This is a genomic window from Streptomyces sp. NPDC093071, from assembly GCF_044754545.1.
Lineage (GTDB): Bacteria > Actinomycetota > Actinomycetes > Streptomycetales > Streptomycetaceae > Streptomyces.
In genome coordinates this window covers 53,024-68,373 of the sequence record NZ_JBIVPH010000015.1, presented here as the reverse complement: position 1 = coordinate 68,373, position 15,350 = coordinate 53,024, and the positions used below count along the sequence as shown (strand labels likewise).

The following is a 15,350-nucleotide window of genomic DNA, read 5'->3' as shown; positions in this document are numbered from 1 at the left end:
CCGCCGGCGCCGCCGTCTTCCGGGCCGTACGGGGGAACGGACGCGAAGGGGGACGCCCCCTGACTACCGTGCCCCCCTGACTACCGTGACCCCATGACGACCGACTTCGACCGCGCCCTGCGTTCCCTGCGGGTCTGGGACACCGAGCTGCCCGCCTTCGACCCGGCGGACGCCCCGCCCGCGCCGCTGGCCCTCTTCCACGAGTGGTTCACGGCGGCCGTCGCGGCCGGCCAGACCGAGCCGCACACCCCCGCCCTGGCCACCGCGGACGAGGACGGCCGCCCCGACGTGCGGGTGGTGATGCTGCACGGCGCCGACGCGCGCGGCTGGCACTTCGCCTCGCACTCCACCAGCGCCAAGGGCCGCCAGCTCGCCGCCCGCCCGGAGGCCGCGCTCAACTTCTACTGGCCGGTCCAGGGCCGCCAGGTCCGGGTCAGGGGCCACGTCGCCACCGGCACCCCCGAGGAGGCGTACGAGGACCTCCGCGCCCGCACCACCGGCGCCCTCGCGGCGGCCCTGGTCGGCCGCCAGAGCGAACTCCTGGACTCCCCCGGGACCCTCGCCGAGGCGAGCGCGGCGGCCTGGCACCGCGCGGAGACGGAACCGGACGCCCCGGCCCCCACCTGGACCCCCTACACGGTCGAACCGGCCGAGGTCGAGTTCTTCCAGGGCGACGCCCACCGCCGCCACGTCCGCCTCCGCTACCGCCGCGACCCGTCGGCGCCGGACGGCTGGATCCGCGAACTCCTCTGGCCGTAGCGCCCGTTCACCGGCCCCTACTCGCTCCCCACCGGATACATCTCCTCGATCTCCCGCGCGAAGTCCCGCAGCACCGCGCCCCTGCGGAGCTTCAGGGACGGGGTCAGGTGGCCCGAGGTCTCGGAGAAGTCGGTGGTCAGGACGCGGAAGGCGCGGATGGACTCGGCGCGGGAGACGAGGCGGTTGGCGTCGTCCACGCCCCGCTGGAGGGCGGCGAGGAGTTCCTCGTCGCGGGTGAGCTCCCAGAGCGCCAGGTGGTCCTTGCCCCGCATCCGCCGCCAGTGCGACAGGCCCTCGTGGTCCAGGGTGATCAGGGCCGTGACGTACGGGCGGTCGTCGCCGAGCACCATGCACTGGGCGACCAGCGGGTGGGCGCGCAGCCAGTCCTCCAGCGGGGCGGGGGCCACGTTCTTGCCGGCCGAGGTGACGATGATGTCCTTCTTGCGGCCGGTGATCCGCAGATAGCCGTCCTCGTCGAGCGAGCCCAGGTCGCCGGTGGGGAACCAGCCCTCGTCGGTGTACGGCACGGCCGCCCCGCGCTGCGCGTCCCAGTACCCGGCGAAGACGTGGCCGCCCCGGAGCCAGACCTCGCCGTCGTCGGCGATCCGGACGGCGGTGCCCGGCAGCGGCCAGCCGACGGTCCCGGTGCGCGGCCGGCGCGGCGGGGTGACCGTGGAGGCGGCCGTGGTCTCCGTCAGGCCGTACCCCTCGAAGACCTCGACGCCCGCGCCCGCGAAGAACTCCGCGAGCCGGGCGCCGAGCGGCGAGCCGCCGCAGATCACGTACTTCACGCGCCCGCCGAGCGCGTTCCGTATCCGCCGGTAGACCAGCGGGTCGTACAGCGCGCGGGCGGCCCGCAGCGGCAGCGAGGGCGAGGCCTCCTGGCCGTAGCGGCGGGCGACCCGGGCGGCCCGGTCGAAGGAGGCGGCCTTCCCGCCGCGTTCGGCGGTGGCGCGGGCGGCGTTGAAGACCTTCTCCAGGACGTACGGGATGGCGAGGAGGAAGGTGGGCCGGAAGGCGGCCAGGTCGGCGAGGAGTCCGTCGCCCTCGACGGAGGGGGCGTGCCCGACCCGCACCCGGGCGCGCACGCAGCCGACGGAGACCATCCGCCCGAAGACGTGGGAGAGCGGCAGGAAGAGCAGGGTGGCGGCGGGCTCCTTGCTCTCCGAGACGAAGACGGGGTGGAGGAGCCGGACCGCGTTGTCGACCTCGGCGAAGAAGTTGGCGTGGGTGAGGGCGCAGCCCTTGGGGCGGCCGGTGGTGCCGGAGGTGTAGACGAGGGTGGCGAGGGTCTCCGGAGTGAGCAGCCCCCGGCGGGCGGTGACGGCCTCGTCGGAGACCCGCTCCCCCGCCCGCCGGAGCAGCTCGACGGCCCCGGCGTCGATCGTCCAGAGGTGGGCCAGGCCGGGCAGTCGGGGCCGTTCGGCGGCGACCGTCCGGGCCTGGGCGGGGTCCTCGACCACGCAGGCGGCCGCGCCGGAGTCCTGGAGGATCCAGCGGGTCTGGAAGGCGGAGGAGGTGGGGTAGACGGGGACGGTGACGAGTCCGGCGGCCCAGGCCGCGAAGTCGAGCAGGGTCCACTCGTAGGTGGTGCGGGCCATCAGGGCGAGCCGGTCGCCCGGTTGCAGGCCGTGGGCGATGAGGCCCTTGGCGACGGCGTGCACCTCGGCGGCGAAGGCGGCGGCCGGGACGTCGTACCACGCGCCCTCGGGTCCCTTGCGGGAGAAGAGGGGGGCGTCGGGGTCCTGGCGGGCGTTGTCGTACGGCAGGTCGGCGAGGGAGCCCCGGGCGATCCGGGGGACGAGGGCGGGGACGGAGACCTCCCGCACCCGCCCGTCGATCAGGAACTTGTGCGGTTCGACCGGCTCGGTCCCGGCTGCGGCGGTGGCGACGGACACGTGCGGCTCCTCGGTCTTCGCGACGAACTGAGACGTGCGGGGACGAGCGGGGCGTGCGGGCGTGCGGGCGTGCGGGCGTGCGGGCGTGCGGGCGTGCGGGCGTGCGGGGTCGAACTGGGTTGGCGTGCGGGCGCGTTGAGGCCCGCGACGATTTAACCAGTCGGTAACCTTACTGCGCGGTAAGGCTCAACGGGGAGACCAGCGCTCGCTTTTCATGAGGTTCCCGAGTCCGGCCCAGGCGAAGTTCATCAGCGTCGCCGCCGCCTCCTTCGCCGTCACCCCCGGCGTCTCGTTCGCCCAGGTCGCCAGCGACTCCGCCGAGCCGACCAGGGCCTGCGCGAGCGCGGTCACGTCCCGCTCCGTGATGGTCCCGGCCCCGTGCGCCGCGCGCGCCGCCTCGCCGATCAGCCCCGCCACGTAGTCCGCGATCCCCTCCCGCATCCGGGACGCCTCGGTCGCGAACGGCTCCCCCTGCGTCCGGGCCTGCCGGCTCAGCACCACCCAGGAGTCGGGGTGCTCGGCGGCGTACGTGAAGAAGGCGAGCAGTCCCGCCCACAGCCGCTCGTCGGGCGGCAGCTCCCCGTCCCCGACCCCGGCGGCCACGGCGGCGAGCAGCGCCTCGGCCTCCCGCCGGATGCAGGCGGTGAAGAGCTCCTCCTTGGAGTTCAGGTAGAGGTACACCAGCGGCTTGGAGACCCCCGCGAGCTCGGCGATCTCGTCCATGGAGGCCGTCTGGTAGCCGTGCCGCGCGAAGCTCCGCACGGCCGCGTCCAGCATCTGCCGCTCCCGCACGGCCCGCGGCAGCCGCCGCGACTTCGTACCGTCGGCCATGACGCCCACCCCCTCTTCCCGCCACCCGCGAGATCGTCCGACCGCCCCCGAGCAGCCTAGTGCCCCCGCCCATCGGGGGGCGGGGGCACCGGGAGCCGTCACGGGTCGGTCAGGCCGCGACCAGGACCTTCTCGTCCTCGGTCCGCGTCCCGGTCGGGTCGTCGATCGGGGACGCCGAGGCGTTCTCGTACGCGGTGTGGTCGAGGATCTTCTCGCGGGCGGCGACGATCACCGGGACCAGCGCCTGGCCCGCGACGTTCGTGGCGGTGCGCATCATGTCGATGATCGGGTCGATCGCCATGAGCAGGCCGACGCCCTCCAGGGGCAGGCCCAGGGTGGAGAGGGTCAGGGTCAGCATGACGGTCGCGCCGGTCAGGCCGGCCGTGGCCGCCGAGCCGACCACCGAGACGAAGGCGATCAGGAGGTAGTCCTGGATGCCGAGCTGCACGTCGAAGATCTGCGCGATGAAGATCGCGGCGAGCGCCGGGTAGATCGCGGCGCAGCCGTCCATCTTGGTGGTGGCGCCGAACGGGACGGCGAAGGAGGCGTACTCCTTCGGGACGCCGAGGCGCTCGGTGACCTTCTGGGTGACCGGCATGGTGCCGACCGAGGAGCGGGAGACGAAGGCCAGCTGGATGGCGGGCCAGGCACCCTTGAAGAAGTGGAGCGGGCTGATCTTGGCGACCGTGGCGAGCAGCAGGGGGTAGACGCCGAAGAGGACGATCGCGCAGCCGACGTAGACGTCGGCGGTGAAGGTGGCGTACTTGCCGATCAGGTCCCAGCCGTAGTCCGCGATGGCGAAGCCGATGAGGCCGACGGTGCCGATCGGGGCGAGGCGGATGACCCACCACAGGGCCTTCTGGAGCAGTTCGAGGACCGACTCGGAGAGGGCGAGGATCGGCTTGGCGCGGTCGCCGAGCTTCAGGGCGGCGATGCCGGCGACGGCGGCCATGAAGACGATCTGGAGGACGTTCAGCTCGGTGAAGGGCGTGATGACGTCCGTCGGGACGATGCCGGTGAGGAAGTCGATCCAGGAGCCCTCGCGCTTCGGCAGCTTGCCGTCCTGCGGGGTGAGGCCGGTGCCGGAGCCCGGGTTGGTGATCAGGCCGATCGCGAGGCCGATGGCGACCGCGATCAGGGAGGTGATCATGAACCAGAGCAGGGTGCGGGTGGCGAGCCGGGCGGCGTTGTTCACCTTCCGCAGGTTGGTGATCGAGACCAGGATCGCGAAGAAGACGAGCGGGGCGACGGCCAGCTTGAGCAGCTGGACGAAGATGTCGCCGACCTGGCCGAGGGTCTCCTTCAGCCAGGAGACGTCCTGGCTGCGGGCGATCCAGCCGAGCAGGGCGCCGAGGACCAGACCGGCGATGATCTGGACCCAGAAGGGGACCTTGGGTATCCGGGACGAGGACTTGGCCTCGGGAGCCTCGGGGGCCTCGGAAACGGACGCGGACACAGACACACTCCACAGGGCGTATCGGGGGAATACGGGGACGGGGGTGCGGCGCACACGCGCGCTCGTGCGCGGGGCCGCTGCATGATGCCGGGGAGGTCAGAGCTCGCGGCGACAACAGGCCGCGGACATACAGCGGCAGAGATCGACGTGCAGGCGCGCCACGAGCGGGTTGCTCGCGGCGTCGGTGAGGCGCGCTGCGGTCTTCATGTCGAACACGTTAACACTTGAACTTTGAGAACCTCAAAGCTCTTCTTTGGGGTACGGGGACGCCCCTCCGCCTCCGAAACGCAGAAACCCCCAGGCCGGAGCCTTGGAAGCTCCTACCCGGGGGTAGATGTGTGATGAAACTTACGGAATCCTTACGCGGTCTCCACGGCCGGAGGACGGGGCCCTACGACGCGTCCTCGCGGGACCGGTTCTCCGCGAGGCGGCCCTTCGCGCGGTCGACCTTCTCCACGATCTCGGCGCTCATGTCGTCGCGCTGTCCGCGCAGGAGGACGAAGCTGAGCGGGGCGGAGACGACGATGGAGAGGACGAGGACCCAGAGCAGGTTGGAGTCGCCGAGGCCGCGCGGCAGCACGCCGACGTAGACCAGCCCCCACAGGGCGAGGAAGGACCCGGCGAAGATGCCGAGCCGCAGCACCGTGTAACGGAGCATGTCAGTCCACTCTTCCGTTCCGAAAAGATCCCCTACGGGACGAACGTCCTCCCCAGTGAAGCACGGGGCCGCTTCCCCCTGGGAACCAACCCCCTTGAGCACCCGATGGGTAATGGATACCCTCACCTAATGACCCTTACGTTCGAGATGGACCCGGCGGTCGGCCCCGCGCTACGCGACGGCGTCCTCGCCCTCTGGGCCGACGTCTCCAACGCGGGCGGCGCCGTCGGCTTCGTCCCGCCCGTCACCCCCGACGAGATCCGCCCCGCCCTGCTCCGGCACCTCGTCGACATGGCCCGCGGCGACACCCGTCTGCTCGTCGGCCGCGACGAGGACGGCGAGGTCGCCGCCACCGCCTTCTTCACCTTCAACACCCACCCCCTGATGACGCACTGGGTGTGGCTCTACACCGTGATGGTCCACCCCCGGCACCAGGGCAGGGGGTACGGACGCGACCTCATGGACGCGGTCGAGCGCACCGCCCGCACCGCCGAGGGATTCGAGGCGGTCGAGGCCGTCCGGCTCACCTGCCGGGGCGGCACCGGCGTCGACGGCTTCTACGCCAAGTCCGGCTACAAGGAGGTCGGCCGCGTCCCCGGCGCGATCCGGGTCGCCCCCGGGGACGACCGCGACGACATCGTCATGCTGCTCCCGCTGACCTGACGGGCCGCACCCGACCGGAACGGGCACGGGATGTCGGGTCCGGCACCGGGCCCCCTTCCTACGGTGAGGACACGGAAAAGGAAGGACGGACCACGTGCTGGAGCGGCTGAACCGGGCCCTCGACCACATCGAGGAGCACCTCCGCGACGACCTCGACCCGGCCGAACTGGCCCGGATCGCGACGACCTCGGAGTACCACTTCCGGCGCCTGTTCTCGGCGCTCGCGGGGATGCCGCTGTCGGAGTACGTACGGCGCAGGCGACTCACCGTCGCGGGCGCCGAGGTGCTCGCCGGCGAGCGGACGCTCCTGGAGGTCGCGGTGCGCTACGGCTACGGCTCCGGGGAGGCCTTCGCCCGCGCGTTCCGCGCGGTGCACGGCGTCGGCCCCGGCGAGGCCCGCCGCACCGGGGCCGCGCTGCGCTCCCAGCCGCGCATGTCCTTCCGCCTCGTCGTCGAAGGGAACAGCACCATGCGGTACAGGATCGTGGAGAAGGACGCCTTCCGGATCGTCGGGCGCGGGGCCCGGGTCCCCCTGGTCCACGAGGGCGAGAACCCGGCGATCGCCGCCCACATCAGGTCCATCGGGCAGGAGGGCCTGGCCCGGCTCGCCCGACTCTCGGACGGGGAGCCCGGGGGCGTCCTGTCGGCGGTCACCCACCTCTCGGACAGCCGCGAGGAGGGCGCCGAGCTGGACTACTGGCACGGGGCGGTGAGCGGCGCCGACGTCCCGGAGGAGTTCGACGCGCTCGACGTGGCCGCCGGGACCTGGGCCGTCTTCGAGAACGAGGGCCCCTACCCGAAGGCCCTCCAGTACCTCTGGCGGGACGTCTTCACCCAGTGGTTCCCGTCCAACCCGTACGCGAGCAGGCCGGGCCCCGAGCTGCTCGCCGTACGGCCCTCGGAGGACTGGACGACGGCGCGGGCGGAGCTGTGGATCCCGGTGGAGCGCACGGAGGCGTGAGAAAGGGCTGGTGAGAGACTCCTCACCAGCCCTTTCCCGGCACTCGCGTCAGACCCGCATCGGCTGCGGCGACTCCCGCAGCTCCGCGTCCGGGCCCGGGTACTCGCGGATGATCTCGTACCGCGTGTTCCGCTCGACCGGCCGGAAGCCCGCGTCCCGGATCAGTTCGAGCAGGTCCTCGCGGCCCAGCTTGTTCGGCGTGCCGTAGTTGTCGGCGTCGTGCGTGATCTTGTACTCGACGACCGAGCCGTCCATGTCGTCGGCGCCGTGCTGGAGCGCGAGCTGCGCGGTCTGGACGCCGTGCATGACCCAGAAGACCTTCACGTGCGGCACGTTGTCGAAGAGCAGCCGGGAGACCGCGAAGGTCTTCAGGGCCTCGGCGCCGGTCGCCATCGTGGTGCGCGCCTGGAGCTTGTTGCGGACCTTGCCGTCCTTCATGTCCACGAAGTCGTGCTGGTAGCGCAGCGGGATGAAGACCTGGAAGCCGTTCGTCTCGTCCTGGAGCTCGCGCAGCCGCAGCACGTGGTCGACGCGGTGGCGCGGCTCCTCGATGTGGCCGTAGAGCATGGTCGAGGGGGTCTTGAGCCCCTTCTCGTGGGCGAGCCGGTGGATCCGGGACCAGTCCTCCCAGTGGGTGCGGTGGTCCACGATGTGCTGCCGGACCTCCCAGTCGAAGATCTCGGCGCCGCCGCCGGTCAGCGACTCCAGACCGGCCTCGATCAGCTCGTCGAGGATGTCGGAGGCGGAGAGCCCGGAGATCGTCTCGAAGTGGTGGATCTCGGTGGCCGTGAACGCCTTGAGGGAGACGTTCGGGAGGGCCTTCTTCAGCTCGGAGAGGGAGCGCGGGTAGTAGCGCCAGGGCAGGTTGGGGTGCAGCCCGTTGACGATGTGGAGCTCGGTGAGGTTCTCGTTCTCCATCGCCTTCGCGAGGCGCACGGCCTCCTCGATGCGCATGGTGTACGCGTCCTTCTCGCCCGGCTTGCGCTGGAAGGAGCAGTAGGCGCAGGAGGCGGTGCAGACGTTGGTCATGTTCAGATGCCGGTTGACATTGAAGTGGACCACGTCGCCGTTCTTGCGGGTCCGGACCTCGTGGGCCAGACCGCCGAGCCAGGCCAGGTCGTCGGACTCGTACAGGGCGATGCCGTCCTCACGGCTCAGCCGCTCACCGTCCCGGACCTTCTGCTCCAGCTCACGCTTGAGCCCCGCGTCCATGCGGCCGCCTCCCTCTTCTCCGATATCCGTGCTTCGCCGTTCACCGTACTCTCAGGGCCGCCGTCAGCCCTCCTCGGGCAGCTCCCCGACGCGGTTCTCCCACTTGGTGGAGAGGACGATCGTCGTGCGGGTGCGGGAGACGCCCTTCGTGCCGCTGAGGCGGCGGATCGTCTTCTCCAGGCCGTCGACGTCGTTCGCGCGCACCTTGAGCATGAAGGAGTCGTCGCCGGCGATGAACCAGCAGTCCTCGATCTCGGCGAGGTCCTTCAGCCGGCGGGCCACGTCCTCGTGGTCGGCGGCGTCGGAGAGCGAGATGCCGATGAGGGCGGTGACGCCGAGGCCGAGCGAGGCGGCGTCGACGGTGGCGCGGTAGCCCGTGATGACCCCGGCCGCCTCCAGACGGTTGATGCGGTCGGTGACGGAGGGGCCGGAGAGGCCGACGAGCCGGCCGAGTTCGGCGTACGAGGCGCGCCCGTTCTCGCGCAGGGCCTGGATGAGCTGCCTGTCCACGGCGTCCATAGGTATGAGGCCTTCCATTGTCCAGCGATACCGCGAGTTTAGGTATAGAATCTAAGGTACACAGGGACGACACCCTGTGAATCTTTCAACAGATCAGCGTCGATCTTTAAGAACCTTCGGGTTCGGAACCTTCAGGAGTGGTGTTCACCGTGTACACGATCGAGATGGCCTACGCCCGTATGCGCGAGCTGCAGGACCTGGCCAACCGCTCGCGTGCCCACCAGCCCGTCCCCGCCTCGAAGCGCGCTCAGCAGAAGCGCGCCAAGAAGCGCTAATCGGACCGGAGAGCCGCACCCAGCTCTCCCTCCCAGCGGCGGTACAACCGGTGCGGCACCTTCGCCGCGTCCAGTACCCGCCCGGCGACGAAGTCCACCAGGTCCTGGATGTGCGTCGCCCCCGCGTAGAACGCCGGAGAGGCGGGCAGCACCACGGCGCCCGCCTCGTCCAGCGCCACCATGTGCCGGAGCGTCTGCCCGTTCAGCGGGGTCTCCCGCACGGCGACCACCAGCGGCCGCCGCTCCTTCAGCGTCACGCTCGCGACCCGCTGCAGCAGGTCCTTCGAGAGCCCCAGGGCCACTCCCGCCACCGCGGCGGTCGAGGCGGGCACCACCAGCATCCCCTTCGCCGGGTACGACCCCGAGGACGGGCCCGCGCCCAGGTCCCCGGCCGGCCAGTACCGCACGTCGTCCAGGTCCGCCTCGAACGTATCGGGCTTCCCGTCGGCGCCCCGCGCCAGCCAGGCCGCCAGGTCCTCGCGCCAGTGCGCGTCCCGGAAGGAGATCCCGGTCTCGTCGAGCAGGGTCAGCCGCGAGGCCCGCGACACGACCAGGTCGACGCTCTCCCCGGCGGCGAGCAGCCCCCTCAGGACGGCGGCGGCGTACGGCGTGCCCGACGCCCCGGAAACCCCCACGATCCAGGGGGTGCGCTTGCCGTCGTTCATGCCGTCGAGCCTATCCGTGAGGGGTCCGGGCTACGGGGTGAGCCCGCGGACCAGCAGGTCGAGGAGCGCGCAGACGAACAGGCTGATCCCGATGAAGCCGTTCGTCGTGAAGAACGCGCGGTTCAGCCGGGACAGGTCGTGCGGCTTCACGATCGTGTGCTCGTAGCAGAAGGCCACCACGACGACCGCCAGGCCGATCCAGAAGAAGACCCCGGCGCCGGTGGCGAGCGCGTACCAGACGAGCAGTCCGGTGGTCACGACCGCCGAGCCCCGGGCGCCCCACAGGGCGGCCGGGATACCGAAGCGGGCCGGGACCGACCTGACGCCGTGCGCCCGGTCCGCCCGTACGTCCTGGCAGGCGAAGATCAGGTCGAAGCCGCCGATCCACACGCCCACCGCGAGCCCCAGGATCACCGCGTCCCAGGACCACTCCCCGGTCACCGCCAGCCAGGCCCCGATGGGCCCGATCGCCTGGGCAAGACCCAGGATCGCGTGCGGGAAGTTCGTGAACCTCTTCCCGTACGGGTAGACCACCATCGGCACCACGGCGAGCGGCGCGAGCGCCAGACAGAGCGGGTTCAGCAGGGCGGCGGCCCCCAGGAACACCACGACGGCGATCCCGGCCCCGGTCCACGCGGACCGCACGGACACCGCCCCGGTCACCAGCTCCCGGCCGGCCGTCCGCGGATTACGCGCGTCGATCTCGCGGTCGATGATCCGGTTGCAGGCCATGGCGAAGGTCCGGAGCCCCACCATGCAGACGGTGACGAGCAGCAGCGTCCACCAGTGGATCCGCCTGTCCGTCTGGAACATCGCGGTGAGCGAGGCGATGTAGGCGAAGGGCAGCGCGAAGACCGAGTGCTCGATCATGACGAGCCGCAGGAAGGCCTTGGTGCGTCCGGGCTGGGCGCCCGGTACTGCGGCGGTGGTCACAGCCCGTACTCCTTCCAGCGACGGTCCACCAAGGCGGCCGTCGCCGGGTCCGACTCGACCATGTCCGGCCAGCCGCCGTCCCGGGTGTAGCCCTCCTCGGGGAGCTTCTTCGTGGCGTCGATGCCCGCCTTGCCGCCCCAGAACTGCTGGTAGGAGGCGTGGTCGAGGTGGTCGACCGGGCCCTCGACCACGGTGAGGTCCCGGGCGTAGTCGGTGTTCCCGAGGGCCCGCCAGGCGACCTCGTGCAGGTCGTGGACGTCGCAGTCCTTGTCGACCACGACGATCAGCTTGGTCAGCGACATCATGTGCGCGCCCCAGATGGCGTGCATGACCTTCTGCGCGTGCTTCGGGTACTTCTTGTCGATCGAGACGATCGCGCAGTTGTGGAAGCCGCCGGACTCCGGCAGGTGGTAGTCCACGATGTCCGGCACGATGATCTTGAGCAGGGGCAGGAAGAAGCGCTCCGTCGCCCGCCCGAGCGGCCCGTCCTCGGTCGGCGGCCGGCCGACCACGATCGACTGGAGCAGCGGACGCTTCCGCATCGTCACGCAGTCGATCGTCAGCGCGGGGAAGGGCTCCTGCGGGGTGTAGAAGCCGGTGTGGTCGCCGAAGGGGCCCTCCGGGAGCATCTCGCCCGGTTCCAGCCAGCCCTCGATGACGACCTCGGCCTGCGCCGGGACCTGGAGCGGCACGGTCTTGCAGTCGACCATCTCGATCCGCTTGCCCTGCACGAAGCCGGCGAAGAGGTACTCGTCGATGTCGCCCGGCAGCGGGGCCGTCGAGGCGTACGTCACGGCCGGCGGGCAGCCGAAGGCGATCGCGACCGGCAGCCGCTCGCCCCGCTCGGCCGCCACCGCGTAGTGGTTCCGGCTGTCCTTGTGGATCTGCCAGTGCATGCCGATGGTGCGCTTGTCGTGCCGCTGGAGCCGGTAGAGGCCGAGGTTCCGCACGCCGGTCTCGGGGTGCTTGGTGTGGGTGAGCCCCAGGTTGAAGAAGGAGCCGCCGTCCTTCGGCCAGGTGAAGAGCGCGGGCAGCTTCTCCAGGTCGACGTCGTCGCCGGTGAGGACGACCTCCTGCACGGGCGCGTCGCCGGACTTCACCTTCTTCGGCGGCACGTGGACCATCGAGCCCAGCTTGCCGAAGGCCTCGCGGACCCCGACGAAGCCCTGCGGCAGCTCCGGCTTGAGCAGCCCGCCGATCTTCTCGCTGATCTCGCCGTACGACTTCAGGCCGAGGGCCTTGAGCAGCCGGCGGTCCGTCCCGAAGACGTTCATCGCCAGCGGCATCGAGGAGCCCTTGACGTTCTCGAAGAGGAGCGCCGGGCCTCCCGCCTTGTTCACGCGGTCGACGATCTCCCCGACCTCCAGGTACGGGTCGACTTCGGCCTTGATGCGCTTGAGGTCGCCATCACGCTCGAGGGCCCTGAGCAGCGAGCGGAGATCGTCGTAAGCCATAGGGGCAAGTATCGGTCACCGGCTACCCTGGACCTGTCACCGGGGCCGCCGAAGCGCGCCCCCGCCACCGCTTCCAGGGGGCTGTCCCACATGCTCAGGGCGCTGCTGTTCATCCTGCCGCTGGCGCTGATGATCTACGCCTTCATCGACTGCCTCAACACCCCGGAGGAAGAGGTCAAGCACCTTCCGAAGCCGGTGTGGGCCATCGTGATCCTGCTGTTCTCCATCGTCGGCGCGATCGGCTGGATCGTCGCGGGCAAGGAGCGCGGGCCGAAGGGCCGGTCCGGCACGGGGCGCGCGGGGCGCGGGGGCGGCTGGGTGGCCCCCGACGACAACCCGGAGTTCCTGAAGTCCCTCAAGGACGACGGGGCCGCCCCGAAGGCCGACGACGACGGCCTCCTCAAGGACTGGGAGGCGGACCTGCGGCGCCGCGAGGAGGAGCTGAAGCGGCGCGAGCGGGGCGAGGAGAACGAGGCCTGACGGACCCGGGGGCCTCTGGACGAGGCCCCCGCCCCGGTCTCAGTTGTCGGAGCCGACGGTGTTCTCGTGACCGGCGTTGAAGACGTCACCGCCCGCGAACTGGAGCCAGTCGCCGAAGACGATCGTGTACGAGTCCTCCGGCTCGTAAGCGACGTGCACGTCGGCACTGGCGGCACCGGCGGCGCCCAGGACGAGGGCGCCGGCGGCGAGGGCGGTCAGCAGGGAACGCATGGAAGACCTCTCGGTTCGGGGAAAACGACGGGCTACTCCGCGGAAACCCGGCACTCCGCAAGCTAGGCCCCGCGCCCCCGGCCACCCGTTCACCGGGCCGGTACGGCGACGGATCCTCAGCCGATCGGCGGCAGGGGCGGGGGCGGGCGGGGCCTCGGGGACGGGTGACGGCGGGGGCCGGAATACCCGCGCGGAAGCCGGAGTTGGCACCGGACACCGGAGAACTCACGACGAGACGGAGCCCCCGCCATGCCCCTGGACACCCCGGATTCCCCGGACTTCTCGAACCGCTCGTTCCTCTTCGTCCTGGGCAGCTCGCGCGCGGACGGCAACTCGGAGATCCTGGCCCGCGAGGCGGCCGCGCACCTGCCGGAGGGCGTACCACAGCGCTGGGTGGACCTGAACGAGCTGTCGCTGCCGGACTTCCAGGACGGGCGGCACGAGATCACGGGCCCGCCGGTGCACGAGACCGAGAAGATGCTGTGGGACGTGACGGTCGCGGCGACCGACGTCGTCATCGTCTCGCCCCTGTACTGGTACACCTTCTCGGCCCAGACCAAGCGCTACCTGGACTACTGGTCGGGCTGGCTGAACTTCCCCGGCTCGGACTTCAAGGCCCGGATGGCGGGCCGCACCCTGTGGGGCGTGACGGCCCTGTCCCACGACGAGCACGTCGTCGCCGAGGGCCTGGTCACCTCCCTCCACCACTCGGCCGCCTACCTCCGGATGCGCTTCGGCGGCGTCCTGACGGGCACGGGCTCCCGCCCGGGCCGCGTCCGCGCCGACGAGGCGGCCCTGATCCGCGCGAAGACCTTCTTCCAGGGGGAGACGCCGCTCGCGCTGTTCCCGTACGAGGAGGGGGCGGCGGTCGCGTGAGGACCCGGCGGGTCAGTCGAAGCGGTGGCCCTGGACCAGCGCCGTCAGCTTTCCGTTCGGCAGGACCAGTCGGTACTTCTTGACGCCCGTGTAGCGGCGGCCGGCCATGAAGAAGGTCAGTCCGGCGATGAATCCCACGGCTACGAGCGGCACGAGGACGACCATGGGGTTCATCGAGGGGTCGTCCTCCTCCCGGACCTGTCCCCCGAGGTGGAAGGCCATGGGGAGCGTGACGAGCAGCGAGAGCAACAGCAGCAGGCCGATCGTCAGGTAGGCCCATCGCTTGCGCCGGGCCTTGGACTCGCTCTCCACGGTGGCCACGAAGGGCTTCCCGCACCGCGGGCACTCGAAGGCGACCGACGCGTCCTTCTCCGGCGGCCGGCGCATCTCCGGTGACGCCAGCGTGGCGACGTTCCAGTTCACCATCGTCAGGCCCGCGCTGCGCTCGACGCTGACCCGGCACCCGACGGTGAGGGCATAACGGTGATCCAGTGGCAACTCATCCACCCCCGCGGTCTCCCACCACGCCCCCGCGCGACCACGGGGGCGCCCCGAGCGTACCGCCGCCCCGGACCCCCGGACCCCGCTTGGAACAATCCCGGCCGCCACACGAAAGAGCTTTTCCGTAAAGGGAGTTGGGCTACGGACGTAACTCGGGTCCGACGCGGGGGCCGCGCCTCGGCGGACTCGTTCGCACCGGCCCGACCACCATCGGTCGGACCGGCGCCTCACGCTCAGTCGGCGGGGAGCGCCAGGGGCTCCCGATGGCAGGGGCACTCGCACACGAAGTGACGGACCCCCGGCACGCCGCTGTCGCGCGGGACGTGGTCCCGGCAGTGGGCGTGGCGGCCGACGACGCAGCGCGGCGAGCGGAACCCCGGCTCCGGCTCGGTCGCGAGGGCGCGGGTCAGGAGGGAGACGCTCACCGCGTCCGCGATCTCGGGCGTCACCCACCAGCCGTCGCCCGCGCGGTCGCGGTGCGGGCCGTCGTGCCCGGGGCCGAGGACGCAGACCGAGCCGCCCCACACCGGGCGCACCGTCTCCGCGACGGCGAGCACGGAACGCCGTGCCCCGCAGCGGCTCACCGAGAGCACCGCTCGTGGATGTTCCGGTGGTCGACGTCCACTCCGACCGTCGCCAGCCACAACGCCCGCCGGCGCCTGCGTTGCGCCGCGCGTGCCGTGGCCGTCGCCAGGTAGGGGCGGGCGAGGGGCGAGCGGGGGCCGTCGAGGGGCATCAGCTGTTCCCGTGCGTACGGGGAACGCGGGGCGGGGGCCCGGTGGCGGGGCGGCGCGGCCGGGCGGCGGTGGGCGGTCCGGACCGGGCGGTGCCTGCCCGTGGGTGGCAGCGTCAGCATCAGCAGCCAGAGGAGGACCGGGATCCAGGCCCGGCCCAGTACGCGCGCGATAGGGTTCCGCACGTCATCAACTCCCTGAGTAGTTGGTGGCCATGCCCCGGGAGGTCTTGCCACCTCGCCGG

The 15,350-nt window shown here is 71.5% G+C and carries 19 protein-coding genes; 6 read left to right on the top strand and 13 right to left on the bottom strand.

Annotation, left to right across the window (positions count from 1 at the left end; translation table 11 throughout):
* The first annotated feature begins 93 nt into the window (after nt 1-93).
* Nucleotides 94-759: a pyridoxal 5'-phosphate synthase gene (locus tag ACIQD7_RS32930; RefSeq protein ID WP_402446748.1), complete on the top strand. Its 666-nt coding sequence runs from the start codon at nt 94-96 to the stop codon at nt 757-759.
* Nucleotides 760-776: 17 nt separating this feature from the next.
* On the opposite strand, the gene ACIQD7_RS32925 is transcribed toward ACIQD7_RS32930, so the two are convergent.
* From ACIQD7_RS32925 to ACIQD7_RS32910, 4 genes are all read right to left on the bottom strand, one after another.
* Nucleotides 777-2,657, bottom strand: a complete 1,881-nt coding sequence (locus tag ACIQD7_RS32925) for an AMP-dependent synthetase/ligase (protein WP_402446746.1) — start codon at nt 2,655-2,657, stop codon at nt 777-779.
* Nucleotides 2,658-2,843: 186 nt separating this feature from the next.
* Entirely contained in the window at nt 2,844-3,488 is a 645-nt protein-coding gene (locus ACIQD7_RS32920; RefSeq protein WP_402446743.1) for a TetR/AcrR family transcriptional regulator, read from the bottom strand.
* Between the two features lie 109 nt (nt 3,489-3,597).
* A complete protein-coding gene (locus ACIQD7_RS32915) occupies nt 3,598-4,944 on the bottom strand; it encodes a dicarboxylate/amino acid:cation symporter (RefSeq protein ID WP_402446740.1) in 1,347 nt (448 codons plus the stop codon).
* A 391-nt stretch (nt 4,945-5,335) separates the two neighbouring features.
* A complete protein-coding gene (locus ACIQD7_RS32910; protein ID WP_121828976.1) occupies nt 5,336-5,602 on the bottom strand; it encodes a DUF4229 domain-containing protein in 267 nt (88 codons plus the stop codon).
* A gap of 129 nt (nt 5,603-5,731) precedes the next feature.
* Here ACIQD7_RS32910 and ACIQD7_RS32905 point away from each other — a divergent pair, with 129 nt between their 5' ends.
* Both ACIQD7_RS32905 and ACIQD7_RS32900 read left to right on the top strand, forming a co-directional pair.
* The gene (locus ACIQD7_RS32905) at nt 5,732-6,265 is read left to right on the top strand and encodes a GNAT family N-acetyltransferase (protein WP_402446737.1); all 534 of its coding nucleotides are present in this window, start codon (nt 5,732-5,734) and stop codon (nt 6,263-6,265) included.
* 94 nt (nt 6,266-6,359) lie between these two features.
* On the top strand, nt 6,360-7,226 hold the full coding sequence (locus ACIQD7_RS32900; RefSeq protein WP_402446734.1) for a GyrI-like domain-containing protein: 867 nt from the start codon (nt 6,360-6,362) through the stop codon (nt 7,224-7,226).
* Between the two features lie 48 nt (nt 7,227-7,274).
* On the opposite strand, the gene mqnE is transcribed toward ACIQD7_RS32900, so the two are convergent.
* Together mqnE and ACIQD7_RS32890 are read right to left on the bottom strand one after the other, a co-directional pair.
* Nucleotides 7,275-8,438 carry an aminofutalosine synthase MqnE gene (gene mqnE / locus ACIQD7_RS32895; RefSeq protein WP_062754569.1) on the bottom strand — a complete coding sequence of 388 codons (1,164 nt, stop codon included), beginning with the start codon at nt 8,436-8,438 and terminating at the stop codon, nt 7,275-7,277.
* 63 nt (nt 8,439-8,501) lie between these two features.
* Nucleotides 8,502-8,957, bottom strand: coding sequence for an Lrp/AsnC family transcriptional regulator (locus tag ACIQD7_RS32890; RefSeq protein ID WP_017241016.1), 456 nt, complete (start codon nt 8,955-8,957; stop codon nt 8,502-8,504).
* A gap of 137 nt (nt 8,958-9,094) precedes the next feature.
* Here ACIQD7_RS32890 and ACIQD7_RS32885 point away from each other — a divergent pair, with 137 nt between their 5' ends.
* Nucleotides 9,095-9,232, top strand: coding sequence for a hypothetical protein (locus tag ACIQD7_RS32885; RefSeq protein ID WP_402446731.1), 138 nt, complete (start codon nt 9,095-9,097; stop codon nt 9,230-9,232).
* Here ACIQD7_RS32885 and ACIQD7_RS32880 read toward each other — a convergent pair.
* From ACIQD7_RS32880 to ACIQD7_RS32870, 3 genes are read right to left on the bottom strand one after another with little or no spacing between them, the layout of a single operon-like run.
* Nucleotides 9,229-9,897, bottom strand: a complete 669-nt coding sequence (locus ACIQD7_RS32880) for a UbiX family flavin prenyltransferase (protein WP_402446728.1) — start codon at nt 9,895-9,897, stop codon at nt 9,229-9,231. The two genes, ACIQD7_RS32885 and ACIQD7_RS32880, sit on opposite strands and share 4 nt — an antisense overlap.
* Nucleotides 9,898-9,927: 30 nt before the next feature.
* Nucleotides 9,928-10,830 (bottom strand): menaquinone biosynthesis prenyltransferase MqnP, encoded by a 903-nt coding sequence (mqnP, locus tag ACIQD7_RS32875; protein WP_390756672.1) that lies wholly within the window; start codon nt 10,828-10,830, stop codon nt 9,928-9,930.
* Nucleotides 10,827-12,284, bottom strand: a complete 1,458-nt coding sequence (locus tag ACIQD7_RS32870; RefSeq protein WP_121828971.1) for a menaquinone biosynthesis decarboxylase — start codon at nt 12,282-12,284, stop codon at nt 10,827-10,829. The genes mqnP and ACIQD7_RS32870 overlap by 4 nt, the downstream gene beginning before the upstream one ends.
* A 90-nt stretch (nt 12,285-12,374) precedes the next feature.
* Between ACIQD7_RS32870 and ACIQD7_RS32865 the strand changes: the two genes are divergently transcribed.
* Nucleotides 12,375-12,764, top strand: a complete 390-nt coding sequence (locus ACIQD7_RS32865) for a PLD nuclease N-terminal domain-containing protein (RefSeq protein WP_402446725.1) — start codon at nt 12,375-12,377, stop codon at nt 12,762-12,764.
* A 39-nt stretch (nt 12,765-12,803) separates the two neighbouring features.
* Here ACIQD7_RS32865 and ACIQD7_RS32860 read toward each other — a convergent pair whose 3' ends face one another.
* Nucleotides 12,804-12,995 carry a hypothetical protein gene (locus ACIQD7_RS32860; RefSeq protein WP_402446722.1) on the bottom strand — a complete coding sequence of 64 codons (192 nt, stop codon included), beginning with the start codon at nt 12,993-12,995 and terminating at the stop codon, nt 12,804-12,806.
* 249 nt (nt 12,996-13,244) lie between these two features.
* On the opposite strand from ACIQD7_RS32860, the gene ACIQD7_RS32855 reads away from it, so the two are divergent.
* Nucleotides 13,245-13,871: a flavodoxin family protein gene (locus tag ACIQD7_RS32855; protein WP_402446720.1), complete on the top strand. Its 627-nt coding sequence runs from the start codon at nt 13,245-13,247 to the stop codon at nt 13,869-13,871.
* Between the two features lie 12 nt (nt 13,872-13,883).
* On the opposite strand, the gene ACIQD7_RS32850 is transcribed toward ACIQD7_RS32855, so the two are convergent.
* The 3 genes from ACIQD7_RS32850 to ACIQD7_RS32840 form a co-directional block, all read right to left on the bottom strand.
* Nucleotides 13,884-14,369, bottom strand: coding sequence for a hypothetical protein (locus ACIQD7_RS32850; RefSeq protein ID WP_402446718.1), 486 nt, complete (start codon nt 14,367-14,369; stop codon nt 13,884-13,886).
* A 236-nt stretch (nt 14,370-14,605) separates the two neighbouring features.
* On the bottom strand, nt 14,606-14,965 hold the full coding sequence (locus ACIQD7_RS32845; protein WP_402446716.1) for a hypothetical protein: 360 nt from the start codon (nt 14,963-14,965) through the stop codon (nt 14,606-14,608).
* Entirely contained in the window at nt 14,953-15,291 is a 339-nt protein-coding gene (locus ACIQD7_RS32840; protein WP_402446714.1) for a hypothetical protein, read from the bottom strand. The genes ACIQD7_RS32845 and ACIQD7_RS32840 overlap by 13 nt, the downstream gene beginning before the upstream one ends.
* Nucleotides 15,292-15,350 lie beyond the last annotated feature (59 nt).

What these genes read in the sequence shown, in the direction of transcription:
- ACIQD7_RS32910 (WP_121828976.1), bottom strand. Translation starts at nt 5,602, where the DNA reads ATGCTCCGTTACACGGTGCTGCGGCTCGGCATCTTCGCCGGGTCCTTC.
- ACIQD7_RS32930 (WP_402446748.1), top strand. Translation starts at nt 94, where the DNA reads ATGACGACCGACTTCGACCGCGCCCTGCGTTCCCTGCGGGTCTGGGAC.
- ACIQD7_RS32860 (WP_402446722.1), bottom strand. Translation starts at nt 12,995, where the DNA reads ATGCGTTCCCTGCTGACCGCCCTCGCCGCCGGCGCCCTCGTCCTGGGC.
- ACIQD7_RS32920 (WP_402446743.1), bottom strand. Translation starts at nt 3,488, where the DNA reads ATGGCCGACGGTACGAAGTCGCGGCGGCTGCCGCGGGCCGTGCGGGAG.
- ACIQD7_RS32890 (WP_017241016.1), bottom strand. Translation starts at nt 8,957, where the DNA reads ATGGACGCCGTGGACAGGCAGCTCATCCAGGCCCTGCGCGAGAACGGG.
- ACIQD7_RS32880 (WP_402446728.1), bottom strand. Translation starts at nt 9,897, where the DNA reads ATGAACGACGGCAAGCGCACCCCCTGGATCGTGGGGGTTTCCGGGGCG.
- ACIQD7_RS32870 (WP_121828971.1), bottom strand. Translation starts at nt 12,284, where the DNA reads ATGGCTTACGACGATCTCCGCTCGCTGCTCAGGGCCCTCGAGCGTGAT.
- mqnE (WP_062754569.1), bottom strand. Translation starts at nt 8,438, where the DNA reads ATGGACGCGGGGCTCAAGCGTGAGCTGGAGCAGAAGGTCCGGGACGGT.
- ACIQD7_RS32855 (WP_402446720.1), top strand. Translation starts at nt 13,245, where the DNA reads ATGCCCCTGGACACCCCGGATTCCCCGGACTTCTCGAACCGCTCGTTC.
- ACIQD7_RS32865 (WP_402446725.1), top strand. Translation starts at nt 12,375, where the DNA reads ATGCTCAGGGCGCTGCTGTTCATCCTGCCGCTGGCGCTGATGATCTAC.
- ACIQD7_RS32905 (WP_402446737.1), top strand. Translation starts at nt 5,732, where the DNA reads ATGACCCTTACGTTCGAGATGGACCCGGCGGTCGGCCCCGCGCTACGC.